Annotated in this window: 24 protein-coding genes; 14 read left to right on the forward strand and 10 right to left on the reverse strand. The window is 67.6% G+C overall.

Annotated features, from left to right (window positions below):
- Window positions 1-115: 115 nt before the first annotated feature.
- From WBN46_RS09865 to prmC, 3 genes are read right to left on the reverse strand one after another with little or no spacing between them, the layout of a single operon-like run.
- Window positions 116-1,009 carry a dienelactone hydrolase family protein gene (locus WBN46_RS09865; RefSeq protein ID WP_337731344.1) on the reverse strand — a complete coding sequence of 298 codons (894 nt, stop codon included), beginning with the start codon at window positions 1,007-1,009 and terminating at the stop codon, window positions 116-118.
- A gap of 43 nt (window positions 1,010-1,052) precedes the next feature.
- Window positions 1,053-1,994: a prolyl aminopeptidase gene (pip, locus tag WBN46_RS09870; RefSeq protein WP_337731345.1), complete on the reverse strand. Its 942-nt coding sequence runs from the start codon at window positions 1,992-1,994 to the stop codon at window positions 1,053-1,055.
- 31 nt (window positions 1,995-2,025) lie between these two features.
- On the reverse strand, window positions 2,026-2,898 hold the full coding sequence (prmC, locus tag WBN46_RS09875) for a peptide chain release factor N(5)-glutamine methyltransferase (RefSeq protein ID WP_337731346.1): 873 nt from the start codon (window positions 2,896-2,898) through the stop codon (window positions 2,026-2,028).
- A gap of 396 nt (window positions 2,899-3,294) precedes the next feature.
- On the opposite strand from prmC, the gene ahpC reads away from it, so the two are divergent.
- The 5 genes from ahpC to WBN46_RS09900 all read left to right on the forward strand — a co-directional run bounded on the left by ahpC (window position 3,295) and on the right by WBN46_RS09900 (window position 8,335).
- Window positions 3,295-3,858 (forward strand): alkyl hydroperoxide reductase subunit C, encoded by a 564-nt coding sequence (ahpC, locus tag WBN46_RS09880; RefSeq protein ID WP_337731347.1) that lies wholly within the window; start codon window positions 3,295-3,297, stop codon window positions 3,856-3,858.
- A gap of 224 nt (window positions 3,859-4,082) precedes the next feature.
- Window positions 4,083-5,669 (forward strand): alkyl hydroperoxide reductase subunit F, encoded by a 1,587-nt coding sequence (ahpF, locus tag WBN46_RS09885; RefSeq protein ID WP_337731348.1) that lies wholly within the window; start codon window positions 4,083-4,085, stop codon window positions 5,667-5,669.
- A gap of 61 nt (window positions 5,670-5,730) precedes the next feature.
- Window positions 5,731-6,693, forward strand: coding sequence for a DNA-binding transcriptional regulator OxyR (gene oxyR, locus WBN46_RS09890; RefSeq protein ID WP_337731349.1), 963 nt, complete (start codon window positions 5,731-5,733; stop codon window positions 6,691-6,693).
- A 122-nt stretch (window positions 6,694-6,815) separates the two neighbouring features.
- Entirely contained in the window at window positions 6,816-7,256 is a 441-nt protein-coding gene (rnk, locus tag WBN46_RS09895) for a nucleoside diphosphate kinase regulator (RefSeq protein ID WP_192201909.1), read from the forward strand.
- A 113-nt stretch (window positions 7,257-7,369) separates the two neighbouring features.
- The gene (locus WBN46_RS09900) at window positions 7,370-8,335 is read left to right on the forward strand and encodes a transaldolase (RefSeq protein ID WP_337731350.1); all 966 of its coding nucleotides are present in this window, start codon (window positions 7,370-7,372) and stop codon (window positions 8,333-8,335) included.
- 208 nt (window positions 8,336-8,543) lie between these two features.
- Here WBN46_RS09900 and WBN46_RS09905 read toward each other — a convergent pair whose 3' ends face one another.
- The 4 genes from WBN46_RS09905 to WBN46_RS09920 all read right to left on the reverse strand — a co-directional run bounded on the left by WBN46_RS09905 (window position 8,544) and on the right by WBN46_RS09920 (window position 10,974).
- On the reverse strand, window positions 8,544-9,218 hold the full coding sequence (locus WBN46_RS09905; RefSeq protein WP_337731351.1) for a hypothetical protein: 675 nt from the start codon (window positions 9,216-9,218) through the stop codon (window positions 8,544-8,546).
- 96 nt (window positions 9,219-9,314) lie between these two features.
- A complete protein-coding gene (gene msrA, locus WBN46_RS09910) occupies window positions 9,315-9,965 on the reverse strand; it encodes a peptide-methionine (S)-S-oxide reductase MsrA (RefSeq protein ID WP_337731352.1) in 651 nt (216 codons plus the stop codon).
- Window positions 9,966-9,997: 32 nt separating this feature from the next.
- Window positions 9,998-10,267 (reverse strand): DUF2007 domain-containing protein, encoded by a 270-nt coding sequence (locus tag WBN46_RS09915; RefSeq protein ID WP_337731353.1) that lies wholly within the window; start codon window positions 10,265-10,267, stop codon window positions 9,998-10,000.
- Between the two features lie 38 nt (window positions 10,268-10,305).
- Window positions 10,306-10,974 carry a glutathione S-transferase family protein gene (locus WBN46_RS09920; RefSeq protein ID WP_337731354.1) on the reverse strand — a complete coding sequence of 223 codons (669 nt, stop codon included), beginning with the start codon at window positions 10,972-10,974 and terminating at the stop codon, window positions 10,306-10,308.
- 91 nt (window positions 10,975-11,065) lie between these two features.
- On the opposite strand from WBN46_RS09920, the gene WBN46_RS09925 reads away from it, so the two are divergent.
- The 6 genes from WBN46_RS09925 (at window position 11,066) to WBN46_RS09950 (ending at window position 16,791) form a co-directional block, all read left to right on the forward strand.
- A complete protein-coding gene (locus tag WBN46_RS09925) occupies window positions 11,066-12,823 on the forward strand; it encodes a glutamine--tRNA ligase/YqeY domain fusion protein (RefSeq protein WP_337731355.1) in 1,758 nt (585 codons plus the stop codon).
- Window positions 12,824-12,897: 74 nt separating this feature from the next.
- Window positions 12,898-13,320 (forward strand): hypothetical protein, encoded by a 423-nt coding sequence (locus WBN46_RS09930; protein WP_337731356.1) that lies wholly within the window; start codon window positions 12,898-12,900, stop codon window positions 13,318-13,320.
- On the forward strand, window positions 13,320-13,880 hold the full coding sequence (locus WBN46_RS09935) for a nucleoside deaminase (RefSeq protein WP_192201916.1): 561 nt from the start codon (window positions 13,320-13,322) through the stop codon (window positions 13,878-13,880). The genes WBN46_RS09930 and WBN46_RS09935 overlap by 1 nt, the downstream gene beginning before the upstream one ends.
- A 90-nt stretch (window positions 13,881-13,970) precedes the next feature.
- Entirely contained in the window at window positions 13,971-15,023 is a 1,053-nt protein-coding gene (gene rlmM, locus WBN46_RS09940) for a 23S rRNA (cytidine(2498)-2'-O)-methyltransferase RlmM (protein ID WP_337731357.1), read from the forward strand.
- Between the two features lie 40 nt (window positions 15,024-15,063).
- Complete coding sequence (locus WBN46_RS09945; protein ID WP_337731358.1) at window positions 15,064-15,996, forward strand: SMP-30/gluconolactonase/LRE family protein; 933 nt, start codon at window positions 15,064-15,066, stop codon at window positions 15,994-15,996.
- A 72-nt stretch (window positions 15,997-16,068) separates the two neighbouring features.
- Complete coding sequence (locus WBN46_RS09950; RefSeq protein ID WP_337731359.1) at window positions 16,069-16,791, forward strand: hypothetical protein; 723 nt, start codon at window positions 16,069-16,071, stop codon at window positions 16,789-16,791.
- Between the two features lie 6 nt (window positions 16,792-16,797).
- Here the strand turns inward: WBN46_RS09950 and WBN46_RS09955 are convergent, their stop codons facing one another.
- From WBN46_RS09955 to ubiH, 3 genes are read right to left on the reverse strand one after another with little or no spacing between them, the layout of a single operon-like run.
- A complete protein-coding gene (locus WBN46_RS09955) occupies window positions 16,798-17,922 on the reverse strand; it encodes a Gfo/Idh/MocA family oxidoreductase (RefSeq protein WP_337731360.1) in 1,125 nt (374 codons plus the stop codon).
- Window positions 17,923-17,977: 55 nt separating this feature from the next.
- Window positions 17,978-19,165, reverse strand: coding sequence for a UbiH/UbiF family hydroxylase (locus WBN46_RS09960; RefSeq protein WP_337731361.1), 1,188 nt, complete (start codon window positions 19,163-19,165; stop codon window positions 17,978-17,980).
- Entirely contained in the window at window positions 19,162-20,370 is a 1,209-nt protein-coding gene (gene ubiH / locus WBN46_RS09965; RefSeq protein WP_337731362.1) for a 2-octaprenyl-6-methoxyphenyl hydroxylase, read from the reverse strand. The genes WBN46_RS09960 and ubiH overlap by 4 nt, the downstream gene beginning before the upstream one ends.
- A gap of 97 nt (window positions 20,371-20,467) precedes the next feature.
- On the opposite strand from ubiH, the gene WBN46_RS09970 reads away from it, so the two are divergent.
- From WBN46_RS09970 to WBN46_RS09980, 3 genes are all read left to right on the forward strand, one after another.
- Entirely contained in the window at window positions 20,468-21,070 is a 603-nt protein-coding gene (locus WBN46_RS09970; protein WP_337731363.1) for a hypothetical protein, read from the forward strand.
- 16 nt (window positions 21,071-21,086) lie between these two features.
- A complete protein-coding gene (locus WBN46_RS09975) occupies window positions 21,087-21,644 on the forward strand; it encodes a cob(I)yrinic acid a,c-diamide adenosyltransferase (RefSeq protein WP_192201923.1) in 558 nt (185 codons plus the stop codon).
- Between the two features lie 115 nt (window positions 21,645-21,759).
- Complete coding sequence (locus tag WBN46_RS09980) at window positions 21,760-22,668, forward strand: histone deacetylase family protein (RefSeq protein WP_337731364.1); 909 nt, start codon at window positions 21,760-21,762, stop codon at window positions 22,666-22,668.
- The last annotated feature ends 1 nt before the right edge of the window (window position 22,669 follow it).

Raw genomic sequence — 22,669 nt, forward strand, 5'->3', positions numbered from 1 at the left:
GCCTACGCCGCCACGCTTCAAGGAAGGCGCGGCACCCACACGACTGGATCGCACCGCTGTACGCGCACCGGACACGCCCGGCACCTCACGGGTGGCGCAGGGAGCCGTACGTCGATCAGGCGAGCTGCAGGCGGAAGAACGCGAGCGTGCGTTGCCAGGAGAGGTCAGCGGCCGCCGGGTCGTAACGGGGCGTGGTGTCGTTGTGGAATCCGTGGTTGACGCCCGGGTAGACATGCGCCTCATAGGACACACCGGCTGCCTTGAGCGCCTGTTCGTAGGCGGGCCACCCCGCGTTGACACGCGTGTCCAGCTCGGCGAACTGCAGCAGCAGGGGCGCCTTGATGCGCGCCGCCTCTTCCGCTGTGGGCTGGCCTCCGTAGTACGGCACGCCCGCGTCAACCAGCTCGGGCAGCCGCGCCGCCAACAGGTTGGTGACCAGGCCACCGAAGCAGAACCCGACCACGCCCAGTCTGCCGTTGGTGCGCGGGAGCCCATGCGCGAAGTGCGCTGCGGCTTCCATATCCGCCATTACCCTGGCGCGGTCCAGCGTGGCCTGCATCTCGCGTCCGGTGTCGTCATTGCCGGGATAACCGCCAAGCGGATACAGCGCGTCGGGGGCGAAGGCGATGAAGCCGGCCACCGCCAGGCGGCGTGCGACGTCTTCGATGTAGGGATTCAAGCCGCGGTTCTCGTGCACCACCAACACCACCGGGTGGCGACCCGCAGTCCGTGGCATGGCCAGCAAGCCACGCCCCTCACCGTGACCCGCGGGCGCAGGGAACGTGCGATAGACCGTGGTGATGCGTGGGTCATCCGTTGCCACCTGCGCCGCCAACGCGTACTGCGGCATCAACGCCGCGAGCAGTCCCGCAGCGGTGGTGCCGGCCACGGCGAACTGCGCGGCACCGGAGAGGAAACCGCGCCGGTCTATGCGGCCGTGCGCGTAGTCGTCGTAGAGATCCAGCACGCGCTGGTCGAACCCGGAAGCCTGCTTGCGCTGATCGTCCATTTCCTTCCCCTCAAGCTGCGGCAACGAGGTCGACGTGCCGACCTCAGGCGAACTCGTCCGTTGCGCGCACCAGCGCGTCGACGTTTTCCGCCTCGAAAGCCGAATGACCGGATGCCGGTGTGATCTCGAGCTTCGCTTTCGGCCAGGCCTTGTGCAGTTCCCAGGCGTTGGCGACCGGACAGACCACGTCGTAGCGGCCGTGCACGATCACGCCGGGGATGTCGGCGATGCGCGACGCATCACGCAGCAACTGGTCTTCGACCTCGAAGAAACCACCGTTGACGAAGTAGTGGTTTTCGATGCGCGCGAACGCCAGCGCGAATTCGGCGTCTTCGTGCCCGCTGACGAAATCCTCGTCCACGTGCAGGAAGCTGGTGGCGCCTTCCCACACGCTCCACGCACGCGCCGCCGCCAATCGGATATCCACGTTGTCCGAGGTCAGGCGACGGTGGAAAGCGGAGATCAGGTCATGCCGTTCGACAAGCGGGATGGCGGCGAGGTAGTGCTCCCACGCATCCGGGAACAGGCGGCTGGCGCCCTCCTGGTAGAACCATTCCAGTTCCCAGCGGCGCAGCATGAAGATGCCGCGCAGCACCAGTGCGGTGACGCGCTGCGGGTGCGTCTCCGCATAGGCCAGCGCCAGCGTGGAGCCCCAGCTGCCGCCGAACACCTGCCAGCGGTCGATACCCAGTGTCTCGCGCAGCTTTTCGATGTCGGCCACCAGGTCCCAGGTGGTGTTGTCCACCAGGTCCGCATGCGGCGTGGAACGGCCGGAGCCACGCTGGTCGAACAGCACGATGCGGTACTTGGCCGGATCGTGGAAGCGGCGCATCTTCGGGCTGCAGCCTGCGCCCGGCCCGCCATGCAGCAGGACGACCGGTTTGCCGTCCGGGTTGCCGCACTGTTCGTAGTACAGCGTGTGGCGGTCGTCGACCTTCAGCGTGCCGGTGTCGAAGGGCTCGATCTCGGGGTACAGCGTGCGCATGGGCGGCGTTTCCTGGGCGAAAGCCGATAGTCTAGCGGCTCGCGTCCTGCGCTTCCGTTACGCGTCCGAGGGTGATCCGATCGCGGTGCTCCAGGTCGGTTTCGGTTGCCACGTCGATGAATCCGCGCGCCATCAGCAGCGCGCGTACCGGCGCACCCTGATCCCAGCCGTGCTCGAGCAACAACCATCCGCCCGGCACCAGATGATCCGGCGCCGCCAGGACGATCGCGCGTACCGCATCCAGTCCGTCCCTGCCGGACGACAGTGCCGACGGCGGCTCGAAGCGCAGATCACCCTGCGCGAGGTGGGGATCGTCTTCGGCGATGTAAGGCGGATTGCTGGCGATCAGATCGAATCGCTCGCCGGCCAGCGGCGCCAGCCAGCTGCCGTGGCGGAAGGCGACGTTGGCGATGCCGTTGGCCTGCGCGTTCGCTCCCGCGACATCAAGCGCCTCCGCGCTGATGTCCGTCGCCACCACCTGCGCGAGCGGCCGCTCGCTGGCGATCGCAAGCGCAATGGCCCCGCTGCCGGTGCCGAGGTCCGCGACGCGCAGCGCGTGATCCGGGGGCAGGCGCGCCAGCGCCAGTTCGACCAGCCGCTCGGTTTCCGGTCGCGGAATCAGCGTCGCTGGCGACACCTGCAGATCCAGCGTCCAGAAACCACGCTGGCCAAGGAGATAGGCAAGCGGCTCGCCGACCATGCGACGCGCCAGCAAGTCTTCGAAGGCCGCTGCCGACTCGGCGGGCAACGCGTCGTCGCCATGCGCGAACAGCCAGGCGCGGTCGCGGCCGAGCACGTGCAGCAGCAGGTGCTCGGCCTCGTGGCGCGCATCCGGGCCGGGCAGGCGTCCCGCAGCGACGCGCAGGGCCTGGTCGAGTCGTGAAAGGGGTGGTTCGGCGGGCATGGCTGCGCATGGTACCGGGGCGGCACGGGCCTGACGCAGCCCCGTCACCGCGGCGCACCATCATGGTGCTCAATGGCGTATGGACGTCAGTCCCCCGCTTTCGAGTGTTTCACCCAAGGTCGAAGGCGCTGCGGCCCGCGTCCGGCGACGCGGGACAGGGGGCCACGTCGTTGCCGCCAGCCAACCGCCTTTCCTGCAAGCTCTTGAAAAACATGATGTTGAGAGCCATTTCGGATACAGAGGCTGTGCAAACGCGGGTCTCGCGCTGCACGATGATGCTCTTTGATAGTTAGAAACTATCCATTCAATCTTATTAATCGATTTGAGGAATCAATAGTCCCTGCCTACCATGGCGCCATCGCTTCACCACACCCACTCCACTCACGAGGATCTCCGATGTCCCTGATCAACACCCCGGTCCAGCCGTTCAAGACCACCGCGTTCCACAACGGCGAGTTCGTCGAAGTCACCGACGGCACCCTGAAGGGCAAGTGGTCGGTCCTGATCTTCATGCCGGCCGCCTTCACCTTCAATTGCCCGACCGAAGTGGAAGACGCCGCGACCAATTACGCCGAGTTCCAGAAGGCCGGCGCCGAGGTCTACATCGTCACCACCGACACGCATTTCTCGCACAAGGTGTGGCACGAAACCTCCCCGGCGGTGGGCAAGGCCCAGTTCCCGCTGGTCGGCGACCCGACCCACCAGCTGACCCGCGCCTTCGGCGTGCACATCGAAGAAGAAGGCCTGGCCCTGCGCGGCACCTTCGTCATCAACCCGGAAGGCGTCATCAAGACCGCCGAGATCCACAGCAACGAGATCGCCCGCGACGTGTCGGAAACCCTGCGCAAGCTGAAGGCCGCGCAGTTCACCGCCGCCAACCCCGGCCAGGTCTGCCCGGCCAAGTGGAAGGAAGGCGCGCAGACGATCGCCCCGTCGCTGGACCTGGTCGGCAAGATCTGAGGCTCCAAGCACGCGTCATCGGCGCATCCGCCACGCGGCTGCGCCTGTTCCACCGCATCACACCACCTCCGGGCCGCGCGCCCGGAGGTCGGCCTCTTCGGACGTTTGCAGCAGCGGCATGTGCCGCTCCCGGTTCCCTCCCTGCCGGACTCTCTCCCGGCGCATGCCGCTTCTGCAAACGCCTGACCTCCCGCTTCCCAAATTCCTCCACGGAGACGTTCGCCATGCTGGACGCCAATCTGAAGACGCAGCTCAAGGCCTACATGGAAAAGGCCGTACGCCCGATCCACATCACCGCCCACCTGGATGACGGCGACGGTTCGGCCGAACTGAAGGCGCTGCTGGGCGATCTGCAGGAGGTGTCGGACAAGATCACCGTCACCGAACAACGGGGCGGCGAACGCACGCCATCGTTCTCGCTGACCTCGCCGGGCCATGACATCCACCTGAGCTTCGCCGGCCTGCCGATGGGCCACGAGTTCACCTCGCTGGTGCTGGCGCTGCTGCAGGTCGGTGGCCATCCGTCGAAGCTGGCGCAGGACGTGGTCGAACAGATCCGCACGCTGGACGGTGAATACCGCTTCGAAACCTACTTCTCGCTGTCGTGCCAGAACTGCCCGGATGTCGTGCAGGCGCTGAACCTGATGGCGGTGCTGAACCCGAAGATCCAGCACGTCGCCATCGACGGTGCACTGTTCCAGCAGGAAGTCGAAGAGCGCCAGGTGATGTCGGTACCGACCATCTTCCTCAACGGCGAAGTCTTCGGCGCCGGGCGCATGGGCGTGGAAGAGGTCGTCGCCAAGCTCGACACCAATGCCGGCAAGCGCGAGGCCGAGAAGATCAAGGCCAAGGCGCCGTACGACGTGCTGGTGGTCGGCGGCGGTCCCGCCGGCGCCGCCGCGGCCATCTACGCCGCACGCAAGGGCATCCGCACCGGTGTAGCGGCCGAACGTTTCGGCGGCCAGGTGCTGGACACGATGGCCATCGAGAACTTCATCTCCGTGCCGTACACGGAAGGCCCGAAGCTCGCCGCCGCGCTGGAACAGCACGTGCGCGACTACCAGGTCGACGTGATGAACCTGCAGCGCGCGGAAAAGCTCGTCCCCGCCGGCCCGGACGGCCTGGTGGAAGTGCAGCTCGCCAACGGGGCGTCGCTGAAGTCCAAGACGGTGATCCTGTCCACCGGCGCCCGCTGGCGGCAGATGAACGTGCCCGGCGAGAACGAGTACCGCAACAAGGGCGTGGCCTACTGCCCGCACTGCGACGGCCCGCTGTTCAAGGGCAAGCGCGTGGCGGTGATCGGCGGCGGCAATTCTGGCGTCGAGGCGGCGATCGACCTTGCCGGCATCGTGGCGCATGTCACCCTGATCGAGTTCGACGGCCAGCTGCGCGCCGACGACGTGCTGCAGCGCAAGCTGCGCAGCCTGCCGAACGTGCGCGTGGTGACCAGCGCGCAGACCACCGAGGTACTGGGCGACGGCAGCAAGGTCACCGGGTTGGTCTACAAGGACCGTACCGGCGGCGACACGCACCGCGTCGAACTGGAGGGCATCTTCGTGCAGATCGGCCTGCTGCCGAACACGGAATGGCTGAAGGGCGCGGTGGACCTGAGTCCGCGCGGCGAAATCATCGTCGACGACCGCGGCCAGACCAGCCTGCCGGGCGTGTTCGCCGCAGGCGACGCGACCACCGTGCCGTACAAGCAGATCGTCATCGCCATGGGCGAAGGATCCAAGGCCGCCCTGAGCGCGTTCGATCACCTGATCCGCTCGTCTGCGCCGGTCGAACCCGTCGACGCCGTCGCGGCGTAAGCCACCTGCGTCGGGTGCCGTTTTCCCGATAGAGTGGCACCCACCGGCTCGGAGGGAGCCCATGAACCTGCGCGATCTGAAGTACCTGGTGTCGCTGGCCGACCACAAGCATTTCGGTCGCGCGGCTGCGGCCTGCTACGTCAGCCAGCCCACGCTCTCCACGCAGATCAAGAAGCTGGAAGACGAGCTGGGCGTGCCGCTGGTGGAGCGCGCGCCCCGCAAGGTGATGCTGACGCCCGCCGGTCGCGATGCCGCCGATCGCGCACGCCGCATCGTCGCCGAAGTCGAGCAGATGAAGGAAGCCGCGCGCCGCAGCCAGGATCCCGAAGCCGGCACCGTGCGGCTGGGGTTGTTCCCCACCCTGGGGCCCTACCTGCTGCCGCACGTGGTGCCGCGGCTGCGTGCGCGGTTTCCGCATCTGGAACTGCTGCTGGTCGAGGAAAAAAGCGACGTGCTGCTGTCGCGCCTGCGCGAAGGCAAGCTCGACGCCGGCCTGCTGGCGTTGCCGGTGGCGGACGACCAGTTGCACACCGAGTTCCTGTTCGAAGAGCCCTTCCTGCTTGCGGTGCCGGAATCGCACCCGCTGGCGAAACGCGAGTCGTTGACGCTGGCCGAACTCTCGCAGCATCAGCTGCTGCTGCTTGAGGACGGACACTGCCTGCGCGAGCAGGCGCTGGACGTATGCCGCCTCTCGGGCGCCAACGAGAAATCGGAATTCCGCGCCACCAGCCTGGAGACGCTGCGGCAGATGGTCGCCGCCGACGTCGGCATCACCCTGCTGCCGACCCTGGCGGTAAAGCCGCCGGTAGCACGTTACGAAAACATCCACCTGCTGGGCTTCAGCGATTCGCATCCCAGCCGTCAGATCGCCATGGTGTGGCGCAGGAGCTCGGCCATGAACGATTTCCTGATGGAACTGGCCGGTGTGTTCCGCGACCTGCCGCCCGGTCTTTTCGAACTGGACGCGTCCTTCGTCAGCCCGCAGGCCGCGAGCGGCCGCAACACACCATCCCGCTCGCCGTAGTTGGCTTGAACCCTCGTCGCTTCCGGGCTACGGTAGGCGCGCAAAACAGGACTCCGATGGGCGGCGCGGCAACGCGTCGCCCGTTTCCTTTTGCGCGACCCCAAAATCCAGAGAGAACCGTGATGAACAACACCCGCACCAGCGGCCTGCCGCCTTCGCTGCCCCCGCTCGTCGTCTCCAGCCGCGACATGTCCCGCCTGGAGGCCTTGCTGGACACCCCCGTGCTGCGGCGGCACCCGGCCGCGCTCGCCCTGATGGACGAACTGAACCGCGCCGACGTGCGCGCACCGGACCGGATGCCGGACAACGTGGTGACGATGCACTCGCGCGTGGAGTGCGAAGACGAACTCACCGGCGAGCACCACCGCCTGACGCTGGTGTACCCGCACGAAGCAAACGTCGAGACCGGACGGGTTTCCGTGCTTGCCCCCGTAGGCAGCGCCCTGCTGGGAATGTCGATCGGGCAGACCATCGACTGGCATGCGCCGGGCAACCGGCCGCTCAGGTTGCGCGTAACCGCGATCAGCTACCAGCCCGAAGCCAACGGCGACCACCATCGCTGAGCCTGCAACGCCGGCTATCGCATCAATCCACGAAAAGTACGCTCCCGCAGCCGGCCCGTCCCTGCGGGACAAGGCATACTTGTGGCCCGATTTCCCCCACTCCATCGACGCCCATGACCGACACCGCCCCCTCCAAGCTGCAGCAACTGCGCGACCTCTCCGTGGTCGTCGCGGATACCGGCGACTACGACGCCATCAAGCGCCTCAAGCCCGTGGACTGCACGACCAACCCGACCCTGGTGAAGAAGGCGCTGGACCTGCCGGTGTACGCCGACCTGATCGAAGAGCAGCTCGCCTGGGCGCGCACGCAGGGCGGCGGCGAGGCGCTGGTGGATGAGGTCGTGGACCGCCTGACCGTCGGCGTTGGCGCGAAGCTGGCCGGCCTGATCCCCGGCCGCGTTTCCACCGAGGTGGATGCCGACCAGGCCTACGACACTGCGGCTACCGTGGCCAAGGCCCGCAAGTTCGTGCAGATGTACGCCGACCAGGGCATCGGCCGCGACCGCATCCTGATCAAGGTCGCCTCCACCTGGGAAGGCGTGGAAGCTGCACGCGTGCTGCAGGCCGAAGGCATCGACTGCAACCTCACCCTGATCTTCAATCCGACCCAGGCCATCGCATGTGCCGAGGCCGGCGCCTTCCTGATCTCGCCCTTCGTGGGCCGCATCCTGGACTGGTACGTGGCCAACGGACAGGCACCGGCGAACATCGACGAGGACCCGGGCGTGGTGTTCGTGCGCGGGGTGTATGCCGAGTTCAAGCGGCGGGGATCGGCGACGGTGGTGATGGGCGCTTCGTTCCGCTCGACCGCGCAGATCGAAGCGCTGGCCGGTTGCGACCGGCTGACCATTTCGCCGGACCTGCTGGAGAAGCTGGACCAGGAAACGGGCGACCTGCCACGCAGGCTGTCGCCCGGTACCGCCACGCCGACGGCAGCCGCGCCGGTGACGGCCGCGAGCTTCGCAGCCGCCATCGAGGCCGACCCGATGGCGAAGGAAAAGCTGGCTAGCGGCATCGACGCATTCGCCAAGGACCTGGCCGCGCTGCGCACGACCATCCGCGAGAAGCTGGTGGCCTGAGGCTCGGCACCGACAGCATGGTGCTTATGCATGTGAAGCAAGAAGATTAGAGCGCACGCATAAAACTAAGATTTGCGAGACCCGTGAATGGACCGTGGCTGCCTTCTTAGCTGCCACGGTCGCCACGAAACGGGCAGCGACAGGGCTTTGCGATGTGTGATCAATGCCTGTTCGATTCCGCTATCTGAGATGCGTCAAGCAGTCGAAGTCAGCCATTCGCCACACGTGAAGCAGTAAGCCCCTTAGGAAGGGGTCTTCGATGTTCTGACGACGTATCTGCTTGCGGAAGACCTAGCATCCCATCGACCAACGGATACCTCTTATCTAATTCGTGAACAAGCCGGTGTGCAGATTCCGCACACGCGCTTAACCACATTAGAAATGGGGTTACGAAGAAACCGACCGCAAGCCACGACAGCGCTACAACCAGTGAGGGCGTGCCAGCCAGCTCCACCAGCAACTGCAGACCCACCCAAGGCGCCAGCGCAGCCAAGAAGAAACAGACCGACCATGCCCGATAGTTCCGCAGCCAGGACGTCGGCAGAGGCACGAACGCCTTGTTCTTGTAATCGACGGCCAATATGCCTGCCGCGTTCTTACAATCCGCCAACATCCTGAGAGGATTGTTGCGCTCCATCGATATGTAAATCCATCGATCATCGATGATCGCCCCAAATGCATCTCTTACTGCCACCTGCAGTGCTATCGGTCCGGCCTTCCGCCACTTACCTGTCCGGGATAGATCGTAGAGCCTCTGAGTCTTCTGCTTGGAAAGCCTTAGATTCCCTTGCCTGAATCGATGCCAGAGCAGGGCGACCGAAGCAAGCGCAGCGATCGTGGCTAACCAAGGGTTACCGGACAGAAGACTGCTCAAGGAAGACATGCAACCACTCCTGTGTGTGCGAGTCTCAACCCTGTCAGACATTGATCTCGCAGCTTGAGACAGGCTACCCGAGCCCCTCTCAAAGCTAGAAGGGGATCACATGTTCAGCCCGATCGGGCAACTCACGCCCGTGCCGCCCAGGCCGCAATAGCCGTTCGGATTCTTCGCCAGGTACTGCTGGTGATAGTCCTCGGCGTAGTAGAACGGCGGTGCCGGATACACGATCTCGGTGGTGATGTCGCCGTAGCCTGACGCGCGCAGCTGTCCCTGATAGGCCTGCAGGCTGGCTTCGGCGACCGCCTGCTGCTCCGGCGTGTGGCAATGGATGCCCGACCGGTACTGGGTACCCACATCATTGCCCTGGCGCATGCCCTGGGTGGGGTCATGGCTCTCCCAGAACACCTGCAACAGCTGTTCGAACGACACCTGTGCGGGGTCGTAGACCACGCGCACGACTTCGTTATGGCCGGTCTGGCCGGAACAGACTTCCTCGTAGGTCGCGTTCGGCGTGCCGCCGCCGGCATAGCCCACCGACGTGCTGTACACGCCCGGCAGGTTCCAGAACTTGCGCTCGGCACCCCAGAAGCAGCCCAGGCCGAACTCCACCTGCTGCAATCCCTCGAATGCGTCGCGCAGCGGATGGCCGTTGACGAAATGCACGTTGTGCAACGGCAGCGGCGTCTCGCGTCCCGGCAGCATGTCTTCCGTGCGCGGCATGCGCTGCTTGTAGGCTCCGATACCCAGCATGGCGAACCTCTTGATCGTGGGGGAAGGACGGATCAGGCGGGCAGGATGCCGACGCCCTCATCGTCGCCTTCCAAGATGGGGCCGTCGTCGCGCGATTCCAGTCCAAGCGCTTTCACGATGTCCTCTGCTTCAGGAAACGCCGGGTCCGGAACGCAGACACGCAGCACGCCGAAAAGAGGCAGTTCACCCATCCCGCCCAACAGCGATTCGCCGAACACGAACGCGGGAATCTCCGCCTCCTCCAGCGCGTGCTTGACCAGATGGGCGTCGAACAGGTTGTCGGCCAGGTAGACCACGCGCATGGATGTGTCCTCCGGGACCAGCCTACACCGGGCGTCCGCTACAGCGGGGAGCGCAGTGCCTCGGTGGCCGCGACCGATTCAGTTTCCTCCGCCGCCGCTGCGCGCCATTCCCGCATCGCCGGCAGCGCGAACAGCGCATCCATGTAGCGGCGCGCGATGGCATCGACCGGCACGCCGTAGCCATCGAAGCGGACTGCCACCGGCGCGTACATCGCATCGACGATGCCGAAGTCGCCGCACAGGAAGTCCCCGCCATTGCCTTGCGCATCACGAAGCTGGCGCCACAGTCCCTGCACGCGGTCGATGTCGCGCTGGGCGGCGGCATCCCAGCGGTAGGCGTCCGGAGTCCGCCGGCTGTTCATCGGCAGCTGCGTGCGCAGTGCGACGAAGCCGGCGTGCATCTCCGCCGCCGCAGCGCGCGCCATGGCGCGGGCGGCCAGGTCCTTCGGCCACCCCCGGCCGTCCAGCCAGCGCTCGTTGGCGTACTCGCAGATGGCCAGCGAATCCCAGACCTGGACGTCGCCATCATGCAGTGCAGGTACCTTGCCCGTCGGGGAGTGGCGCAGGACCTCATCGGCGAACTGCGGCGTATCGAGGGGCAACCGGACCTCCTCGAAGCCCACCCCGAAGTGCCGCAGCAGCAGCCACGGCCGCAGCGACCAGGACGAGTAGTTCTTGTTGCCGATGACCAGGACGGGAAGGCTCATGCGGGGATCCACGCGCGTCGGGCTGTTCAGGATAGACCAGTGCGAGCGCCGGACCGGCTAAACTTGCGTTTTTCCGAGCCTGTCCGCCCCGATGTCCAACGACGACGCCCGCCCTGCCGCCCTTCCGGATGATGTCGCTCCCGAGAAACGGGATTTCATCCGCCAGATCGTGCGCGAGGACCTGGCCAGCGGTCGCCACACCTCGGTGAAGACCCGCTTCCCGCCCGAGCCCAACGGCTACCTGCACATCGGCCACGCCAAGGCGATCTGTCTGGATTTCGGCATCGCCGGCGAGTTCGATGGCGTGTGCAACCTGCGCCTGGACGACACCAATCCGGCCAAGGAAGACCCCGAGTACGTCCGCGCCATCCAGGACGACGTGCGCTGGCTGGGCTTCGACTGGCACGACCTGCGCCACGCCTCGGATTACTTCGAGGTGCTGTACCTGGCCGGCGAGAAGCTGATCCGCCAGGGCGACGCGTTCGTATGCGATCTGAGCGCGGACGAAGTGCGCGCATACCGCGGCACGCTGACCGAACCCGGCCGCAACTCGCCGTATCGCGACCGCAGCGTGGAAGAGAACCTGGACCTGTTCCGGCGCATGCGCGCGGGCGAGTTCCCGGACGGCGCGCGCACGCTGCGCGCGAAGATCGACATGGCCAGCGGCAACATCAACCTGCGCGACCCTGCGCTGTACCGCATCAAGCACGTCGAGCACCAGAACACCGGCAATGACTGGCCGATCTACCCGATGTACGACTACGCGCACTCGCTGAGCGACGCGGTGGAAGGCATCACCCATTCGCTGTGCACGCTGGAATTCGAAGACCACCGGCCGCTGTACGACTGGTGCGTGGACAAGGTGGACCTGGCCGGCTCGCCGGACCTGATCGCGCCGCTGCTGGCCAAGGGCCTGCCGAAGGAAGCCAGCAAGCCGCGCCAGATCGAGTTCTCGCGCCTGAACTTCAACTACCTGGTGATGAGCAAGCGCAAGCTGCTCGCGATGGTGGAAGACAACCTGGTCGACGGCTGGGACGACCCGCGCATGCCGACCCTGCAGGGCATCCGCCGCCGCGGCTACACGCCGTCCGCGTTGCGCCTGATGGTGGACCGCGTGGGCATCAGCAAGCAGAACTCGCTGCTCGACATCTCCATCCTGGAAGGCGCGCTGCGCGAGGACCTGGATGCCGCCGCCCCGCGTCGCATGGGCGTGATCGATCCGGTGAAGCTGGTGCTGGCGAACCTGCCGGACGGCCACGAGGAAACGCTGACGTTCTCCAACCACCCGAAGGACGAATCCTTCGGTCAGCGCAGCGTGCCGTTCTCGCGTGAGCTGTGGATCGAGCGCGAGGACTTCGAGGAGGTGCCGCCGAAGGGCTTCAAGCGCCTGACCACCGGCGGCGAAGTGCGCCTGCGCGGCGCCGGCATCGTGCGCTGCGATGAAGTGGTCAAGAACGACGCAGGCGAGATCGTCGAGTTGCGCGGCTGGCTGGACCCCGAATCCCGCCCCGGCATGGCCGGTGCCGAGCGCAAGATCAAGGGCACCATCCACTGGGTCAGTGCGAAGCATGCCGTCGCTGCGGAAATCCGCCTGTACGACCGCCTGTTCACCGTGCCGAACCCGGACGACGAGTCGGAAGGCAAGACCTACCGCGACTACATGAACCCGGAATCGCGTCGCACGGTGACCGGCTACGTGGAGCCTGCCGCAGCGAGCGCCGCGCCCGAGCAGTCGTTCCAGTTCGAACGCACCGGCTATTTCGTCGCCGACCGCTACGACCACACCCCCGAACGACCGGTGTTCAATCGCAGCGTGACCCTGCGCGATACCTGGGCCAGCAAGGGCTGAGCCGGCGGTTTCACTGCCCGTTGAGGCGGTGCGCGGCAGGCTGTCGTTTCCAACAACGAAGAATGGAGTCCGCCATGCCCCGCACCGTCCTGCGCCTGCCGTTCGCCCTGCTGCTGATGCTGGCCCCGTTGATGGCGCTGGTCGGGTGCGCGGCACCGGCGTCCACCGACAGTTCCGCTGCCGAGCCGCCCGCCGCGTCCGCGCACGCGCCCAAACCCACGGGCGGCACATTGCCGCCGCGCGAAGCCGGCGCAGTCACCGTCGACTACGCCTGCAGGACCAGCGCCGACTGCGCGGTGAAGAACGTGGGCAACTGCTGTGGTGCGATGCCGGCCTGCGTGAACAAGAACAGCCTCACCGATCCGCAGGGCGTGCAGGCGCAGTGCGCCGCCAGCGGTCGCATGGGTGTTTGCGGCTTCGCTGACGTGACCGCCTGCCAATGCGTCAGCGGCCGCTGCGAATCCGATTCCTCCATCGCCAGACTCCCTGCCCAGTAATGCTCTACCAACAGATCCACCTCACCCTGCCCGCCTGGACCCACGACCTGGTCGACCCCGCGGCGACCTACGCGAGCGACGAAGCCAAGGTCGCGCTGGCCATCGACCTGTCGCGCCGCAATGTGGACGCCAATACCGGCGGCCCGTTCGGCGCGGTGGTGTTCGGCCCCGATGACCGCGTCATCGCCCTCGGCGTGAACCGCGTAATGCCCCACACCTGCTCGCTGGCGCATGCCGAGAACATGGCCTACATGCTGGCGCAGCAGCGCCTGCAGACGCCGCGCCTCAACGACCGCATCGCGCCCGTGGTGCTGGCCACGTCCTCGCAGCCGTGCTGCCAGTGCTACGGCGCCACGGTGTGGGCCGGCATCGACCGCCTGCTGATCGGCGCGCGCGCCGAAGACGTGATGGAACTGACCGAGTTCGATGAAGGTCCGCTGCCGGCGGACTGGATCGGCGAGCTCAACAAGCGCGGCATCGAGGTCGTGCGCGACCTGCGCCGCGAGGATGCGCGCGCGGTGCTCCGGCACTATGGCGAGTCGGGCGGCGACACGTACTGAGCGACGCGCGGAGAAGCCATCGCACCCGGCTTCTCCTGTACCCTGTCCTCGCGGCAGGAGCCGCAGCCATCCGCTTCACGCGACCGCGCCATGTCATCGACGACCGGCCTGCTGGCTTATTGCCGCCAGGGATTCGAACCCGAACTTGCTGCCGAACTGACCGAGCGCGCCGCGTTGGCCGGGTTCGCCGGCTATGCGCGCGCGCAGCGCAACGATGGTCATGTCGTGTTTGTCTGCGAGGAAGCGCAGGCGCTGGACCGCGCCCTGCCCTGGCGCGACCTGATCTTCGCCCGGCAGAAGCTGCGACTGCTCGCCGAACTGCGTGGCATCGACCCCAAGGACCGCATCACGCCGCTCCTCGCCGCCCTGGCGGGCAGCGGGCGTTACGGCGACCTGTGGGTGGAACACCCGGACTCCGACAGCGCCAAGCCGTTGGCGGGACTCGCGCGGAGTTTCGGCAATGCGCTGCGGCCGGCACTGCGCAAGGCCGGCTTCCTGAGCGAGAAGGACGATGCGCGCCTGCCGCGCCTGCATGTGGTGTTCGTGCAGGGCGACCACCTGTTCCTGTGTATCGCCGATGCACGCGACAGCGCGCCCTGGCCGCTCGGTATCCCACGCCTGAAGTTGCTGCCCGACGCACCGTCGCGCTCTGCATTGAAGCTGGAAGAAGCCTTCCTGTCGCTGCTCGACGAACGCCAGCGCGAGGCCCTGCTGAGGCCCGGCATGACCGCCGCCGATCTCGGCGCCGCGCCGGGTGGCTGGACCTGGGTACTCACGCGCCATCACCTGCGCGTGACCAGCGTCGACAACGGCCCGCTGCGCGAGCACGTGCTGGCGACCGGCCTGGTCGAGCATCTGCGCGCCGACGGCTTCCACTGGAAACCCTCGCAGCCGCTGGACTGGATGGTCTGCGACATGGTGGAGCAACCGCGGCGCGTGGCCGAGCGCATGGCGTACTGGTTCCGCGAAGGCTGGTGCCGGCACGCCGTGTTCAATCTCAAGCTGCCGATGAAGAAACGCTGGGACGAAACGAAGCTGTGCCTGGACCTGTTCGCCGAACAGGCCGGCAGGTCGCTGGAGGTGCGGGCACGCCAGCTCTACCACGACCGCGAAGAGATCACGGTATTCGCCACGCCCGGCTGAGCCGTGGAGACCTGCCTACACGCCACCCGAGGGGATACGGATGACGTTGCACCGAATGAAGACGCTGCTCGCACTTGGCTTGGCCGCAGGGCTGGCGGGCTGCACCCACACGGACGACGTCGCGCGGGCGACGCCGGAATCCCTGTACGTTGCACGCGACGTCGTGGGCGATGGTGTTTTCAGCACGGGGATCGAAGGCCCGGCCTTCGGCCCCGACGGCGCGCTGTATGCGGTGGGTTTCGGGCGCGATGGCACGATCGGCCGGGTGACGTTCGATGCCGACGGCGCCGGCGACGCGGCCCTGTACGTGACGCTGCCGGAGGGCAGCACCGGCAACGGCATCCGCTTCGATGCAGACGGCTTCATGTACGTGGCCGACTACACCGGCCACCGGATCCTGCGCATCGATCCCCGCGACCGCACGATCGGCGTGTTCGCCACCTTGCCCGGCGCGCACCAGCCCAACGACATCGCGTTCGCGCCCAACGGGATGTTCTACGCCAGCGATCCGGACTGGAGCACGGGCACGGGCCAGCTCTGGCGCGTGCTGCCCTACGGGGCGGCGACCCTGCTGGAAACCGGCATGGGCACCACCAACGGGGTGGAAGTCGGCCCGAAGGGAGATGTCCTGTACGTCAACGAAAGCGTGCAGCGACGCGTGTGGGCATACGACCTGGATGGCAGCGGCGGGATATCCGGCAAGCGCCTGCTGATCGCCTTCCCCGACCACGGGCTGGATGGCATGCGCACCGATGCGAGGGGCAATCTCTACATCGCCCGCTACGGCGCGGGCACGGTGGCAGTGGTGTCGCCGCAGGGCAAGGTGCTGCGCGAGGTGAGACTGAAAGGCCGGAAACCCACCAACGTCGCCTTCGGCGGACCGGACGGACGCACCGTCTTCGTCACCCTGCAGGACCGGGGTGCCATCGAAGCCTTCCGCGCGGACTATCCGGGGCGCGAGACCGGCCTGTGACGGCGTGCCGCGGACGTCTCAGGCGCTGACATGCCGGCGTGGCAAGATGCCTCCCTGACAAGGAGACCCGCGATGCTGCCGATCGAACTCAAGGACCCCGCCGGTTTCGGCAACGAGTTCCTGCGCCTGACCCTGCTGCAGGGCTTCCAGTCGCTGACCAAGCGCGATCTTGAACTGCTGATCTTCGTGCTGCTGGAACGCGACGGCGCCATCGGCCGCGACGAATCCAATTTCACCGTCGCCGGCAAGCTGCGGGTCACGCCGGCCAAGATCAAGGCGCTGCGCCGCGATGGTTACGCACGCTGGCGGGCGCTGGTGCCCGAGGAGCGCGATGCCGCCCTGCAACGCATCGTCGCGACGGCATTGACCGAGACCAACCTGAAATCGGGTGCGAAGCATGTCAGCGAACGCAGCCGCAAGGAAGGCTTCCTCGCCATCCGCATCGAGCATCCCGACGACCATCAGCAGTTCGAACAGGCCATCCTCGAGGTGGGTGCGCTGCCCGTGTACGAACGCAATCGCGACGTGGTGGCGGTGCGCTTCGATACGCTGCTGGCCATTGCCGAACGCTGGGGCTACCTGCAACCCGACCCCGCTGCCGTGACGGCCGAGCTGAAGAAGCTGATGCCCGCGACGGAAGAGGTCACCGACCTGCTGAAGAAGGACCTCACCAAACTGCGCTGGCAGGATGCGCGCAATGCGCTCAACAGCCTCGGCGCCAAGGCCGTTGCCAGCACCGCCGAGGGCGGATTGAAGGGCGTGCTGAAGATCGTCTTCCCCTTCATCCCCGGCTGACGGATTTCAGGCCGCCGCAATCGCCACGCGCGTACCCCCGGCGCGTGCCGAGGCGAAGATCGCATCCAGCGCCACCATGTCCCGCAACCCCTCCTCGCCCGGCACGCGCGGCGGCATGCGCTGCAGGATGGCCAGCGCGTCGGCGTCCATCTGCCTCGCCTGCTGCGCGGGCGTCGCGCCGATCACGGCGTCGAACCGGCGCCCGTCGCTGGCTTCGCCGCGAACGCCTTCGTAGGCCTGGAACGGCGACAGTTCGTACCATCCGTCCGTGCAGTCGGCATGCAGCAGGTTCATGTTGCGGCCGAAGCTGGTCGCGCAGTCGGCCACGACGCCATCGGGGAATTCGAGCCGGAAGCGCATCGACTCGTCGACGCCGCGGAAGATATCGGCGCGCTCCACATGCGGCATCGCCGTCACCGCGATGGGCTCGGTACCGGTGGTATAGCGCGCAGCATTCAATGCGTATACGCCCATGTCATACATCGCGCCGCCGCCACGCACGGGATCCAGGCGCCAGTTGTCGCCGCTCGCGCCATCGAATCCGCGGAACCCGGCTTCCGCGCGGATCCGCTGCAGGCGCCCGAACGGATGCGACCGGGCCAATGCCATGACCGCCTGCGTATTGGGTTCGTGCTGCATGCGGTAGCCGACCGTCAGCTGCACGCGATGCTGCCGGCAGGCCTCGATCATCGTGCGCGCCTCCGCCGCGTCCATTGCCATGGGCTTCTCGCACCACACGTGCTTGCCCGCGGCCGCCGCGCGCAGGGTGAACGGCTTGTGCAGGTGGTTCGGCAGGACGATGTACACGACATCGATGTCGGGATTGTCCGCGATGCGGTCGAAGCCCGCGTAGTCGTAGACGTTGCGGTCGGGAATGCGGTGACGACGCTGCCATTCCTCCGCCTTGGCCGGCGTACCGGTGACGATGCCGGCCAACCGGCAGTGCTTCGTCATCTGCAGCGCAGGTGCGAGCAGGTCGCGGCTGTAATAACCCAGGCCGACCAGGGCGACGCCGAGCGGGCGTCGGTCCGTCGCCCGCGCGGCAGGCAACATGCCGACCAGGCCGGCGGCGCCAAGCCCGCCCAGCACACGGCGGCGTGAAGGGTCATGGGGGGGATGCGCAGGATTCATCGCGGATACTCCGGCCGGGAACGGCGAGGCTACCGCATGCGCTGCATGCCCGTCGTCAGCGCGCGCGCTGTCCCGCCGCGTGCCGCCAGAGGAAATCCACCAGCGGCGGCACCCTGCCCGCGAGGCCCAGCAAGGGCCCGCGCACCAGGGTCAGGTGCATCTCATCATTCGAGAACACCTTGTTGATGCCGTCGAAGGCATGGGCGGCAGTGGCGTTCTCGCTGCGTCGCTGCCGCGCCCATCGTTCCAGACGGTGGGGCGCCGACCAGTCCACATGCCGGGCCAACGCGTCACGGATACCTTCGCGCAAGGCCGCGACGTCACGCAGGCCCAGGTTGACGCCCTGCCCGGCCAGGGGATGCACCACGTGCGCCGCGTCGCCGGCCACGATCACGCGACCTGCGACATAGTCCTTCGCCAGTTGCCGCCGCAGCGGGAAGGCCGCCCGCTCCGATGCCACCACCACCTCGCCGAGTTGCCCGCCCATCGCCAGCGCGAGTTCATGCCCGAACGCCGCATCGTCGAGCGCCAGCACGCGCACGGCCTCGGCGTCGGGGAGCGTCCAGACGATCGAGCTGCGGCCGTCGGTGAAGGGCAGGAAAGCCAGGGGACCGGTCGGCAGGAATCGTTGCCACGCCGTGTCCTCGTGCGGCCGCTGCGTCCGCACGAAGGCCACGACGCCGCGCTGCGCGTAATCGTGCGAGGTGACGTCCAGGCCAGCGAGCCGGCGCAGCGTGGAGTCGGCGCCATCGGCGGCGACCGCAAGCCTGGCGTCGACGCGCGCGCCATCGTCCAGCCGCAACGTCACGCCCGCTTCGTCCTGCTCCATGGCTTCCACGCGGGCGGGGCAGCACAGCTGCACGCCCGCCGCCGGCAGGGCCGCCCACAGCCGGTCCACCAGCAATGCGTTCTCGACAATCCAGCCCAACTGCGAACGCCCCAGGGCATCGGCATCGAACTGGAGCTCACCGCCACCGGCGGCATCCCACACCCGCATGCGCCGATAGGGCTGCGCGCGCGCATCGCGCACCGCGCGCCATGCGCCGGCCTCCTCCAGCAGTGCCGCATTGTCGGGCGCGAACGCGTATACGCGCAGGTCCGGCTGGTCCTGCGACCAGCGCGGAGGCTCGCGGCCGTCGACCAGCGTCACCTGCAATCCCTCGCGCGCCAGCACCAGGGCGCACGCGGCGCCCACCACGCCGCCGCCGACGATGGCGACATCGATCTGTCCGCGACGCTTCATGCGCTCTCTCCGCGGCACAACGCCGGCACATCCCCGCGGAATCCCATGGCGCCCCCCACCAGGAACGATTGCAGCGACGCATGTGAATCCACCGCCACCAGGCCCAGACTGCGCAGGGGCTTCAGCAGCGGCGACGGGTTGGCGGTCAGCCGCGCCAGCCCGTCGGAGAACGCCAGCGTGCGTTCGCGGTCTTCGTGCCGGCGCGTCGCATAGGCCGCGAGGCTGCCCGCATCGCCGGGATCGTCGCTGCGTGCGATCTCTTCGGCCAGCGTCAGTGCGTCCCGCAGGCCCAGATTGAAGCCCTGTGCGCCGATCGGATGGATCGTCTGCGCGGCGTTGCCCAGCACGACTGCCCGCTCGGCGACAATCCGTTGCGCGACGACACGCACGATGGGGTAGCCGCTGCGCTCCCCGCTGCCGACCAGCCTGCCGATGCGCCAGCCCGCCTCGCGCTGCAGGCGCGCAAGCCACGCAGCCTCGCCCAGCGCCGCGACTTCGTCGGCTTCCGCGCGCGCCACGCCGTGCACCACGCCCCAGTGGCGATCACCGCGTGGCAGCAATGCCGTGGGGCCGGCATCACCGAAACGCTCGTATGCCGTGCCATCCGGCGCACGCGTGGCGCGCACCCGGGCGACGAACAGGGTCTGCAGGTAGTCGTGTTCATCCACCTCGATGCCGAGCGCATCGCGCACGGTGCTGCGCGTGCCATCGGCAGCCACCACCAGCGACGCGCGCAGTTCGCGCTCGCCGCCCGCATCGGCGATGCGCAGGACGCGGCTTCCCGCGTCGCCCGGCGCGAACCCGACAAAGCGTGCCGGCCGATACCGCGTCAGCCGCGCCAGTTGGTCGAGCCGCGCTTCCAGTGCCTCGCCGAAATCGCGCGCCACGACCACCTGCCCGAAAGCCTCGCGGCCATAGTCCACGGCATCGAGTTGCACGCGACCGAAATCGCCCTGCCGGCTGATGTGGATGCGGCGGATCGGGCCGGTGGGCGCACGCAGCTGCTGCATCACGCCGAGCACGGTCAAGGCATTGACGGTGGCCGCCGCGAAACTGAGGTTGCGCTGGTCGAACACCGCCGGCATCTGGCCCGCAGGCGTCGCCTCGACCAGACCCACGTCCAGTCCCTGCCGGTCCAGGGCGATGGCCAGGCTTGCACCGACCAGCCCGCCGCCCACGATCACCACGTCATGCCGTTCTGTCATGCGGCCATGATACCGCCCCGGTCTCCAGGCCCCGTCCTGCGGCCTGCCGGACGCAGGCTCCGGTAGAATGCGGGGCTGAGTCTCCGGAACCCTGCCGATGAACACCACTTTCCAACGCGCCCTCGTGCTGATGCTGGTCGCCGCCCTGCTGGTCCTCACCCGCCTGCACCTGCCCACCACGTTCGGCCACATCGGCCCGTTGCCCGATGCCAGCTGGGCCGCCTTCTTCATCGGCGGCTACTACCTGCGCACCTGGTCGCGCTGGGCGTTCCCGTTGTTCATGGCGGCAGCGGTCGTGGTGGACTACATCGTCATCAGCGGCCAGGGCATCAACTTCTGGACGCACTACTGCGTGTCGCCGGCGTACTGGTTCCTGCTGCCGGCCTACGGCGCGCTCTGGCTGGGCGGCACGCTGCTGCGCCGCTACCAGACCGAGAGCCATGGCCGCACGCTGGCGCTGCTGGTGGGCAGCCTGCTGGCCTCGGTCACCCTCTGCCACCTGCTGAGCCAGGGCAGCTTCTACTGGCTGAGCCCGGTCGTCAGCGAACCGACGCTGGCCGGCTGGTGGAAGAACTTCAGCGACTGGTACCTGCCGTACCTGCGCGTGGCTGCGATCTACGTGGGCCTGGCCGTCATCGTGCACGTGGTGGTCGAACAGGTCGTCCGCCTGGCCCGGCCGCACGGCCGTACCGCCGACTGACCGACCCGGCTTCGCGATGGGCAACCGGCTCTCGAAGATCTATACCCGCACCGGTGACGACGGCAGCACCGGCCTCGGTGACGGCACGCGCGTAGGCAAGGACTCCGCGCGCGTCACCGCCTACGGCACGGTGGACGAAGCCAACTCGGCGCTCGGCGTGCTGCTGGCGGTACCCGGCGTGCCGGACGACATCCGGGCCCTGCTGACCACGGTGCAGCACCAGCTGTTCGACTTGGGCGGCGAACTGTGCATCCCCGGCCATGCCGCGATCACCGGCGACGACGTGGATGCGCTGGAACGGCAGCTGGACCAGTACAACGACGACTTGCCGCCGCTGAAAGACTTCATCCTGCCGGCCGGCGGCGAGGCGGCTTCGCGCTGCCACCTGGCCCGCACCATCGTGCGCCGCGCCGAACGCGAGACCGTCACCCTGGCCCGCCACGACGCGGTGCGACCGGAAGCGATCCGCTACCTCAACCGGCTTTCGGACCTGCTGTTCGTGCTGGCGCGCGTGCTCGCGCGTGCCGACGGCCAGGGCGAAGTGCTGTGGAAGCACGAACGACGCCACTCCTGAGCGGGCGTCTTCCCCCAAGGTCGAGTGCCGGCACACCCGGCGCCGCGCTTAGAATGGCGCCGGACTTCCATAGCGGAGAGGCGGATCCCGCCCCGTCGAGGGCAACGCCGGCACCTTGATCATCTTCACCCACCCCGCCTGCCTGCTGCACGATCCCGGCCCCGACCATCCGGAGCGGCCGGCGCGGCTGGAAGTGGTACTCGAGGCGCTGCGGCTGCACCACGGCGACGCTGACTGGCGCGAAGCGCCGATGGTCAAGCTGGGCGACCTGCGCCGGGTGCACGACGAGGCATTGGTGCGCGAGGTGCTGGAGGCGGATGTGTCCGGCTACCGCATGCTCGACCCGGACACGGTGATGTGCCCGGCCTCCCGTGCCGCCGCCCTGCGTGCCGCCGGTGCCGGCGTGGCGGCGGTGGACGCCGTGATGAACGGCGAGGACCTGACCGTCTTCTGCGCGGTGCGGCCCCCCGGCCACCATGCGACCAGCAGTGCCGCCATGGGCTTCTGCCTGTTCAACAACGTCGCCGTGGCGGCCGCGTATGCCTGCGACAAACACGGGCTGGAGCGCGTGGCAGTCATCGACTTCGATGTGCACCACGGCAACGGCACCCAGGCGATCTTCTACGACGACCCGCGGGTGGCCTACTTCAGCAGCCACGAATCGGGCATCTACCCGCACAGCGGCGCAACCTACGAGCGCGGGGTGGGCAACGTGTTCAACGCCCTGCTGCCGCCGGGCAGTGGTGGTTTCCGTTTCCAGAACACCTGGGCGGACGAACTGCTGCCTGCACTGGACGACTTCAAGCCCCAGTTGCTGCTGGTCTCGGCGGGTTTCGACGCGCACATGCGCGATCCGCTGGCGGACCTGATGCTGGAGACCGAAGACTTCGGGTGGCTGACCCGGCAGTTGCGCACCCTGGCACAGCGCCATGCCGGGGGACGGATCGTCTCGATGCTCGAGGGCGGTTACGACCTGGATGCCCTGCGCGAGTGTGCCGTGGTCCACGTGGAGGCGTTGCGCTGAG

This window comes from Pseudoxanthomonas sp. CCNWLW251 (assembly GCF_037402255.1).
In the GTDB taxonomy this organism is placed as follows: Bacteria; Pseudomonadota; Gammaproteobacteria; order Xanthomonadales; family Xanthomonadaceae; genus Pseudoxanthomonas_A.